The sequence below is a fragment of the Micromonospora sp. ATA51 genome (assembly GCF_016802855.1).
GTDB lineage: Bacteria > Actinomycetota > Actinomycetes > Mycobacteriales > Micromonosporaceae > Micromonospora > Micromonospora sicca.
Genome location: NZ_JAEVHJ010000260.1, coordinates 1 through 9,822 on the forward strand (window position 1 = coordinate 1; position 9,822 = coordinate 9,822).

At 72.5% G+C, this 9,822-nt stretch carries 6 protein-coding genes and 1 pseudogene; 5 read left to right on the plus strand and 2 right to left on the minus strand.

Features of this window, described 5'->3' with window-relative positions; all coding sequences use genetic code 11:
* The coding region (locus JNW87_RS28885) for a hypothetical protein (protein WP_238454741.1) at positions 1–949 on the plus strand (949 nt) is incomplete at its 5' end.
* A 104-nt stretch (positions 950–1,053) separates the two neighbouring features.
* Here the strand turns inward: JNW87_RS28885 and JNW87_RS28890 are convergent.
* Both JNW87_RS28890 and JNW87_RS28895 read right to left on the minus strand, forming a co-directional pair.
* Positions 1,054–3,066 carry a S8 family serine peptidase gene (locus tag JNW87_RS28890; RefSeq protein WP_238454742.1) on the minus strand — a complete coding sequence of 671 codons (2,013 nt, stop codon included), beginning with the start codon at positions 3,064–3,066 and terminating at the stop codon, positions 1,054–1,056.
* A gap of 222 nt (positions 3,067–3,288) precedes the next feature.
* Entirely contained in the window at positions 3,289–4,749 is a 1,461-nt protein-coding gene (locus JNW87_RS28895) for a CCA tRNA nucleotidyltransferase (RefSeq protein ID WP_238454743.1), read from the minus strand.
* A gap of 127 nt (positions 4,750–4,876) precedes the next feature.
* On the opposite strand from JNW87_RS28895, the gene murJ reads away from it, so the two are divergent.
* From murJ to JNW87_RS28915, 4 genes and pseudogenes are all read left to right on the plus strand, one after another.
* Positions 4,877–6,619, plus strand: coding sequence for a murein biosynthesis integral membrane protein MurJ (gene murJ / locus JNW87_RS28900; RefSeq protein WP_238454744.1), 1,743 nt, complete (start codon positions 4,877–4,879; stop codon positions 6,617–6,619).
* A 445-nt stretch (positions 6,620–7,064) separates the two neighbouring features.
* The gene (locus JNW87_RS28905; RefSeq protein ID WP_109803716.1) at positions 7,065–8,678 is read left to right on the plus strand and encodes a protein kinase family protein; all 1,614 of its coding nucleotides are present in this window, start codon (positions 7,065–7,067) and stop codon (positions 8,676–8,678) included.
* 43 nt (positions 8,679–8,721) lie between these two features.
* Entirely contained in the window at positions 8,722–9,519 is a 798-nt protein-coding gene (gene sigM / locus JNW87_RS28910; protein WP_236648188.1) for an RNA polymerase sigma factor SigM, read from the plus strand.
* A pseudogene (locus tag JNW87_RS28915) lies at positions 9,516–9,822 on the plus strand (hypothetical protein); the annotation flags it as partial. The gene sigM and the pseudogene JNW87_RS28915, both read left to right, overlap by 4 nt.

The window sequence follows — 9,822 nt, forward strand, 5'->3', positions numbered from 1 at the left end:
GGCGGTGGTCGCGGTCGCCCTGCCGTTCGTGCTGCTCCGCCCGCAGCCGGCGGCGCACCCCGCCACCCCGGACCCCACGGCGACGGCCACCCCGGCACCGCCGGTCCGCCCCATGCCCGGCCCGGACTGGACGGCGAAGCCGCTGGTCCTGCCCGGTGACTGGGTGGTGGTCGCGGGCACCTTCACCGCCGCACCGGGCAGGGGCTTCGTGCTGGACCGGGCCCGGGGCCGCTACCTCACCGCCGAGGGGTACGACGGAGTCTTCCCGGCGCCCGTCGGCTCGCTGAGCGCGGTGACCGACGAGGACCGGCCCCGTGAGGTCGGCCTGGTCGACCTGGCCGACGGGACGACCCGCTGGTACGAGGTCGGTCGGGCGCTCTCGCCCCCGGAATGGTCGCCGGACGGCCGGCGGCTGCTCTTCACCACCCACCGGCTCGACCACTTCGGCTTCATCGTGCTGGAGACCGACGGCACGAAACGCGCGTTCCGGGTGGACGAAAAGCGGTACTTCTGCACCGACTACTGCGACTTCACCTGGAGCCGGGACGGCACGGAGGCGGTGCTCCCGCAGACCGGCCGGTCCAGCCACGACGAGTCGCTGCGGGACCTCCGGGCGGGCGTGCGGCTCTTCTCCGCCGACGACGGGCGGCCGACCCGGTTCGTGCCGGTGCCCGGCGACCTGGCCGGACCGTGGGCCTGGTCGCCGGACGGGAAGCTGGTGGTGGTCCAGGGGCAGCACGATCCGCTGCTGGTCGAGACGGGCACCGGCCGGGTGGTCCGCACCCTGCCCACCGCCGAGGTGGTCTGGATCTCCGACGACCGGCTGCTCTACCGCCGGCCGAACGGCGCCGGGGACGTCGTGCTCGCCGACCTGACCGGTCGGGAGCTGGTCCGCCAGCCGCTGCCGAAGGACCTGGTCGACCGGGAGATCAAGGTGGCGCCCCGCTGAGACGGCGACGCCCGCCGGGCGATCGTCCCCCGTGTGGTGCAAAGCGACGAGCCCGCCCGGACGGCCCGAGGGCCGCCTGGACGGGCTCGTCTGTGCTCTGCCGGCTAGAGGGCCTCGACGAGGAACTGCTCGCCGACGCCGAGACCGAGGGTCTGGCTGTTCCAGTCGATGGTCCGGCTGGCGATGAGCTGGCTGGTGCCGGCGCTGCCGGCGGTCACCGCCTCACCGTCGATGTACGCCCGCAGGTAGATCGACCCGTCCGGGTTGTAGTCCAGGAAGTCGAACGTCTCCCAGGTGCCGATCGCCGTCGACCGGGCGATCAGCGGCTTGGTGCCGGCGCTCTCCGCGCAGACGAACTTGCCGTTGATGAGCGCCCGCAGGCCGAAGTAGCCGTCCCCGACGTTGACGATCTCGAACTTCTCCCAGGCGCCGATCGCCGTGGCCCGCGCGATCAGCGGCAGCGTGCCCTTGCTCTCCGCGGTGACGTACCGGCCGCTGGCCTGCGACTTGAGGGCGACCACCGGCGCGGGGGCCTCGAAGTCGAACTTCTCCCAGGCGCCGATCGCCGTGGCCCGCGCGATCAGCGGCAGGGTGCCCTTGCTCTCCGCCGAGACGTACCGGCCGTTGATGTTCGCCTTCAGGCTGACCGAGCCGTCGGTGTTGTTGACGATCTGGAACTTCTCCCAGCTGCCGATCGCCGTCGACCGGGCGATCAGCGGCTTGGCGCCCGCGCTCTCCGCGGTCACGAACTTGCCGTTGGCCTTCGCCCGCAGCCCGACGAGGCCGCCGCCGGCGTCGACCACGTCGTACTTCTCCCACGGCCCGAGGGCGGCGCCCCGGGCGATCAGCGGCTTGGTCCCGGCGCTCTCCGCGGTCACGAACTTGCCGTTGACCCGCGCCTTCAGGCCGTACGAGCTGCGGGCGGGCTGGACCGCGCCGACGTGCAGCAGCCGGTCCACCGACCCCATGGTGTCGTGTACGGCGCCGCTGATTCCGCTGGTGACGATGCTGTCGCGCACCTGCTGCGGGGTCCACTTCGGGTTCGCCTCGAGCAGCAGCGCGGCGGCGCCCGCCACGTGCGGGGAGGCCATCGACGTGCCGTTCATCGCGGTGCTGCCGTCGGTGGTCCCCTTCGCCGCGGAGACGATGCTGACCCCGGGGGCGAAGGTGTCCAGGCAGTTGCCGTAGTTGGAGAACCAGGCCCGGAAGTCCACCCGGTCCGTGGCGCCGACGGTGATGGCCGTCGGCACGCTGGCCGGCGACACGCCGCAGGCGTCCTGCATGCCGTTGCCGGCCGCGACGGAGTACGTGATGCCGGCGGCGACCGAGCGGGTGACCGCGTCGTTGACGGCCTGGTCGGTGCCGTTGAAGCCCAGGCTCATGTTGGCCACGGCCGGCTTGGCGGCGTTCGTGGTGACCCACTCGATGCCGTTGATGATCTGCTCGCTGGTGCCGCTGCCCTCGCAGTCGAGGACCCGCACCGCGACGAGCTTGACACCCTTGGCCACGCCGTACTTCGTACCGCCGACGGTGCCGGCCACGTGCGTGCCGTGGCCCTCGCAGTCCTGCGCGTCCGGGTCGTTGTCGATGAAGTCGTAGCCGGAGCCGGCCCGTCCGCCGAACTCCTGGTGGTCGAGGTCGATGCCGGTGTCCAGGATGTACGCGGTGACGCCGGCCCCGGTGGTCGGGTAGGTGTAGGAGCGGTCGGCCTTCGCCGTCGTCTGGTCGATCCGGTCCAGGCCCCACGAGGGCGGGTTGCTCTGGGTGTCCGTGGCGGAGTAGCGGCGGACCTGCTCGACGTAGGCCACGTCGGGGTCGGCCGCCAGCCGCTCCGCCTGCCGGCGGTTCATCGCGGCGGAGTAGCCCTTGAGCGCCTTGGTGAACACGTGACGGACCGTGCCGCCGTTGGCGGCGGCGAGCGCCGATGCGGTGGCCCGCACCTCGCTGGGGCTGGCCTTGTGGTCCTTGAGGACGACGATGTAGCGGTCGGGCACGACACCGGCGCTGTCGGCGCCGCGCACCGGTGTCCGTGGTGCGTCGGATGGGGCGGCCATCGCGGCGCCGCCGGTGCCGGCGAACACGATGGACGTCGCGGAGGCGAGGGCGAACCCGGCCACCGCCGAACGGCGAGTCACGCCACGGCGTTTCACTCAGAGATCTCCCCGGTTGCAGCAATCGTCCACCTCGGAACGGGCGGACGGAGCGATCGGAGCAGCCTCACTACACGGATGACCGGGAGGCTGACGGATGTCGCTCCATGATGCGGGAAGATCACCGGGAATCGCGTCAACCGTTCGGTCGATACGCCGGCGTGTCGTCGTACGCCCGCTCCGCCGGGGTCAGTCGCGAATGCCCTGCTCCCGGGCCCAGCGCAGCAGCTCCGCCTCGGCCTCGTCGCGGTCCAGCGGGCCGCGCTCCAGGCGCAGCTCCTTCAGGTACTGCCAGGCCTTCCCCACCACCGGCCCCGGCGGCACGCCGAGCAGCTCCATGATCGCGTTGCCGTCCAGATCCGGGCGGACCCGGGCCAGGTCCTCCTCGGCGGCGATCCGGGCGATCCGCTCCTCCAGCGCGTCGTAGTCGGCCGCCAGCGCGGCCGCCTTGCGGCGGTTGCGGGTGGTGCAGTCCGACCGGGTCAGCTTGTGCAGCCGGGGCAGCAGGTCACCGGCGTCCGCGACGTACCGGCGCACCGCCGAGTCGGTCCACTCGCCCCGGCCGTACCCGTAGAAACGCAGGTGCAGGGCGACCAGGGCGACCACCTGCGAGGTGACGTCCTTCGGGTACCGCATGGCCTTCATCCGGGCCTTCGTCAGCCGGGCGCCGACCACCTCGTGGTGGTGGAAGCTGACCCGCCCGTCCGGGCCGACCGCCTTGGTGGCCGGCTTGCCGACGTCGTGCATCAGCGCGGCCATCCGCAGCACGAAGTCGCAGCCGTCCTCCTCCATCGACATCGCGTTCTCGACGACGGTGAGGGTGTGCTCGTAGACGTCCTTGTGCTGGGCGTGCTCGTCGATCGTCAGCTTGAGCCCGGTCAGCTCGGGCAGGAACCGCTCGGCCAGCCCGGCATCGACCAGCAGTCGCAGTCCGGTGATCGGGTCCGCGCCGCAGAGCAGCTTGGTGAACTCGTCCCGGATCCGCTCGGCGGTGATCCGGTCCAGGTCGGCGGCCATCCGGGCCATCGCGTCGCGGACGTCCGGGTGGACGGCGAAGCGGAGCTGGGCGGTGAACCGGGCCGCCCGCAGCATCCGCAGCGGGTCGTCGCGGAACGACTGCTCAGGCGTGCCGGGGGTACGGATGATCTTGGCGGCGAGGTCGGCCAGGCCGCCGTGCGGGTCGGTGAACCGGTGGTCGGGGACGCTCACCGCCATCGCGTTGATGGTGAAGTCCCGCCGCTTGAGGTCCTCTTCGAGGCTGGTCCCGTACTCGACGATCGGGTTGCGGCTGACCTGGTCGTACGCCTCGGCGCGGAAGGTGGTGATCTCCAGTCGGAGCCCGTCGCGCTGGCAGCCGATGGTGCCGAACTCCCGACCGGTCTCCCAGACCGACTCGGCCCAGCCCCTGATGATCCGCAGCGTCTGGTCGGGGTGCGCGTCGGTGCAGAAGTCGAGGTCCTCGCCGAGCCGGCCGAGCAGCGCGTCCCGTACCGAACCACCCACCAGGTGCAGTTCGTGGCCCGCCGCGAGGAAGAGGCGGCCGAGCTCGTCGGCGACCGGCGAGACGCGGAGCAGCTCGGCGACGGCGTTGCGCTGCGCGGCGGTGAGCTCGCGGCGGTCGGCGGCGTGGGATGCGGAGGCTTCGGACATGGGATCGCCAGCCTATCGGTCCGGCCCGGGAAGTCCGCCGCCGGGCGCGGGTAAGAGGTACCGGTTGACTAAGGTTCTGACCGTCGGGGACGGTGCCCGGCCCCGACGTACCCCTGGGAGGCTGGAGATGAGCGGCGGGCTCTACCGCAGCGCGAACGCCACGCCGGACGGCGCGGTGCCTCCCACGGACGAGGCGACCTTCATCTCGGCCGAGCCGCTCAACCAGCCGGCGGTGGAGGCCACCGCGCCGCCGCCGGAGCAGGTCGCCGAGGCCAGCGCCGCCGCGAACAGCGCGGTGATGGCCGTCGGCAGCCTGATCAGCCGGGGTACGGGCTTCATCCGCAACCTGATGATCGGCGCGGCGCTCGGCAACCTCGTCGGTAACGCGTACACGACCGCACAGTTCCTGCCGAACCAGGTGTACGAGTTCCTGCTCGGCGGGGTGCTCACCAGCGTGCTGATCCCGGTGCTGGTCCGCCGGCGCAGGACCGATCCGGACCGGGGTGAGGCGTACTCGCAGCGACTGCTCACCCTGGCGGTGATCGCGCTGGCCGCCGCCGCGCTGATCGCGATGGCCCTGGCGTCGGTGCTGACCGCCCTCTACGCCAGCGGCAAGGACGGTGACTACACCGACCTGGTCACCAATCTGTCCTACCTGATGCTGCCGATGCTGTTCTTCACCGGCGTCAGCGCGCTGATCGCCGCGGTGCTGAACACCCGGGGCCACTTCGCCGCGCCCATGTGGGCGCCGATCCTCAACAACCTGGTGGTCATCGGCGCGTTCGGGCTCTACATCCTGATCTTCGACGCCGAGGCGCTCAAGCCGGGTGAGCTGGGCGCGGGTCAGATCCTGCTGATCGGCGGCGGCACCCTGCTCGGCGTGGCGGTGCAGGCCGCCGGCCTGCTGCCGGCGCTGCGCAAGGTGGGCTTCCGGTGGAAGTGGCGGTTCGACTTCCGCGAGCTGGGGCTGCGCGAGCTGGCCAAGCTCGGCGCCTGGATGTTCTGCTACGTCGCGGTCAACCAGCTCGGCCTCTTCGTGGTGGTCAACCTGCTCACCCGGGCGGCCGGACCGGACAGCGCCGGCATTATGATCTACAACAACGTCTTCCTGCTGTTGATGATGGCGCACGGCATCATCGCCGTCTCGATCATCACCGCGCTGATGCCGCGGATGAGCGCCGCCGCCGCCGACGGCCGGTTCCGCGACGTGACCGCCGACCTGTCCCGGGGCACCCGGATGGTCACCGCGGTGCTCGCCCCGATCGCGGTCTGCTACGCGGTGCTGGCCGGCCCGATCTCCGTGGTGGTGTTCCGCTACGGCGCCTTCACCGGCGAGAACGCGACCGCCACCTCGACCGTGCTGCTGGTCGCCGCGCTGGGGCTGGTGCCCTTCGCGATCAGCCAGCTCTTCACCTTCGCCTTCTACGCGCTGCCGGACACCCGCACCCCCGCCTTGATCAACATTCCGGTGGTGGCGCTGCGGGTGCTCCTCCAGATCGGGCTCTACCTCGCCTTCTCCGCCACCTTCGCGGCGGCCGGCATGATGCTCGGCAACGCCATCTCGTACCTGGCCGCCGCGGTGATCTCCGCGATGCTGCTGCGGCCCCGGGTGGGCCGGATCGGGCTCGGCGGCATCATGCGGACCATGGGTCGGGTGGTGATCGCAGCGCTGGGTGCCGCGCTGGTCGGCCTGCTGGTGGTCAAGCTGCTTCCCGGCGACCCGGCCGACCTCAGCTGGTTCGCGGCGGCCGTCCAGCTGCTGGTGGGCGGCGCGGTGATCGGCGGGACGTACCTGGGGCTGGCCATGGTGCTCCGGATCGGCGAGATCACCGAGGTGGTCGGGATGGTCCGCCGCCGGCTCGGCCGCTGACCCACTGCGCCCGGGTCGGCGACGGTCGACCACGGAGGGTGAACGAGGGTCACCAGCCCTGGGGATGCGGCTGTGGATAACCCAGCGTTTCCCCGCTCAACCAGCCTCTCGACCTGTGGACAACCAACCGTACGGACGAGGGTGCGGGACCGATCGGGGGGAATTCGGCCTGGTGGCGGAGCGGCCGCCACACCCGGTGCGCCCCTCCGTCGACTACTTGCGGTCAACCTCTAGATTGGCTGGTGCATGTACCAGCAACGTGGCTGACAACGGTCGCAACCGGACCGGGCGGCCCGTGGCTGGCGCCCCACCGGCCGCGGCGGGAAGATGACATGTCGGGGAACCGGGCATCCCGGGTAAGGTCGCACTCGACGGGTACGGCAGGTGCCGACGCGGGCGTCGGCGCCGGTCTGCCGGTTCCTTCGAAGGCAGAGCGGGAAGCCACATGCCCAGCAGCACGGGTCCATCGATCGACACGATCACCGAGGGAGGACGGGTGACCCAGGTCGGCGAGGGTCAGGAGGCGGAGGAGAGTGCTCCGCCGGTCATGACCTTCGGTGCTCCCACGGCCGGTGAGATCCTTGCCGAGCGGTACGAGCTGGTCGAGCACATCAACAACGACAGCGCGGGCCGGCTGGTCTGGCGCGGAGTCGACGTCGTGCTGCGCCGTCCCGTCGCGGTGGTCCTCCGCTATCCGGGTGGCGACTCCGCCACCGAGATGCTCCAGGCCGCCGTCGCGGCCAGTCGGGTCATCCACCCCAACCTGGTCGGCGTCTACGACGCGATCGACGAGGCGGACCGGGCCTACGTGGTCCGCGAGTGGGTGGACGGCCAGTCCGTGCGCGAGCTGGTCAACGCCGACGGGCCGCTGGACCCGGCCCGGGCGACCGCCATCGGCAACGCCGTCGCCAGCGCCCTCGCCGCGGTGCACGCGACCGGCATGGTGCACGGCAACGTCCACCCCGGCACCGTGATGATCAGCGACGACGGCCGGGTGGTGCTGGCCGACGCGCGGACCGACGGCGCGGACAGCCAGGAGAACGACCTCCGGGCGGTCGGCGGGGTGCTCTACTTCGCCCTCACCGGGCACTGGCCGCACGGGGAGGCGCCGCTGCACGGCGCCACCGCCGGGCACGGCCGGGCCGCCATTCCGGACGCCGTACGCGACGCCGGCGGCGCGATCGCCGCGCCCCGTCAGGTCCGGGCCGGGGTGCCGGCCTACCTCGACGACCTGACCATGGACCTGCTCGACCCGGAGATCGCCCCGCCCTCCTCGGACGTGCTCGCGGCCGAGCTGGGCCGGCTGGACATCCCCGCCGACGAGCACTTCCTCGACCAGGCGGGCACGCTGCGCTTCACGGCGGATCCCGAGGAGGAGCCGTCGCCGCTGGCCGCCGCCGGCGGCCGGAAGGTGGCCCTGGGCATCGCCGGGCTGCTCGCCGTGGCCCTGGTCGGCCTGCTCATCGGGATCAGCGCGCTGGGCGGCGACGACAAGGACGCGAAGACCGAGCCGGTGGCCCGCCCGACCAGCAGCGCGCCGGCCGACCAGCCCACCCAGGCCGCCCCGGTGCGCAAGCTGGCCGTGGAGGACGTCCGGATCATCGACCCGGACAGCCGGACCCGCAACGAGCTGGGCGATGCCGAAAAGGTGATCGACGGCAGCGAGGACGAGGGCTGGGAGACCGACACCTACAAGTCGGCGAAGTTCGGCGGCCTGAAGGACGGCATGGGGGTCTGGATCGACCTCGGCGCCGAGCACACGGTCATGTCGGTGAAGGCGGTCCTCTCCGCCAGCGGCGCCACCGCCCAGCTCTACACGGGCACCACCGACCCGGGCTCCGGCTCCTCCGGCGACAAGAAGCTGTACACCGAATACGTGACGGCGAAGACCCGGATCGGGGACGGCTTCGCGCCGGCCGAGGGCAGCACGCTGATCTTCAGCAACGGCTTCGACCCGGACAAGAAGTACCGCTACCTGCTCTTCTGGCTCACCGAGCTGCCCTCGAACGACCGGGGCTACAAGATCGGTGTCCAGGAGATCACCGTCCAGGGGTCGTGAACCGGCCGCCGCTGTCCGGGCACCACTCCCGCCGGACGTGGTGATGGACGACCGCGGCGAAGAACGGGCCGGCGTACCGACGGGCGGCGTACGCGGCACCCCGGTGGCCGTGCCGACCCGCGCCGGGCCGGGCGCCGGGACCACCGACATCGAGCTGCTCCGCGCCCACGTGGCCGGCGACCGGGACGCCTTCACCGAGCTGTTCCACCGGCACCGGGACCGGCTCTGGGCGGTGGCGCTGCGTACGCTCGGCGACCGGGAGGAGGCCGCCGACGCCCTCCAGGACGCCCTGCTCTCCGCGCACCGCGCGGCGGCCCGCTTCCGGGGCGACTCCGCGGTGACCACCTGGCTGCACCGGATCGTGGTGAACGCCTGCCTGGACCGGATCCGCCGGCGCCAGGCGCACGCCACGGTCCCGCTGCCCGACGGCGTGCACACCGACGGCGAGCCGGGCCGGCACACCGGCGGGGTGGAGCCCGCCGCCCCGGTCCGGGACCACGACACCGCGCTGGTGGTGCGGCAGGCCCTGGCCGAGCTGCCGGTCGAGCAGCGCGCCGCGCTGATCCTGGTGGACGTGCAGGGTTATCCGGTGGCCGAGGTGGCCCGCATCCTCGGCGTCGCCGAGGGAACCGTGAAGAGCCGCTGCGCCCGGGGTCGGGCCCGGCTGGCCACCCTCCTCGGTCACCTGCGGACCGGTGCCGACGACCCGCCGTCGGTGCCGCGCCCGACCGGCCGTGCCGCCGCCGACATGCCGCGCGTCACGGCGGGGAACCCGCGACCGCCGGAGGGCGTCGAATCGGCGCCGGGATGGTCCCGGGCCGCGACCGAGGAGGAGACGTGAGCACCGGGAAGTTCAGCGAGGTCGACCACGACCTGCTCGCCGACTACGTCGGCGGCGCGCTGGACGGCACCCCGGAGCAGGTCAGGGTCGCCCGCCTGGTCGAGGAGGACCCCGCGTGGGGCGGGGCGTACGCCGCGCTGGCGCCGGCGGTGGAGCTGGTCCGGGCCGATCTGGCCGACTGGGCCGCCGCTGCCGTACCCGACATGCCGCTGACCCTCGCCGTGCGCTGCCCGCGCTGCGGCTCCCCGGAGACCGAGCAGGTCAGTCGCTTCGGTTCCACCGCGTGCAAGGCGCTGTGGCGCT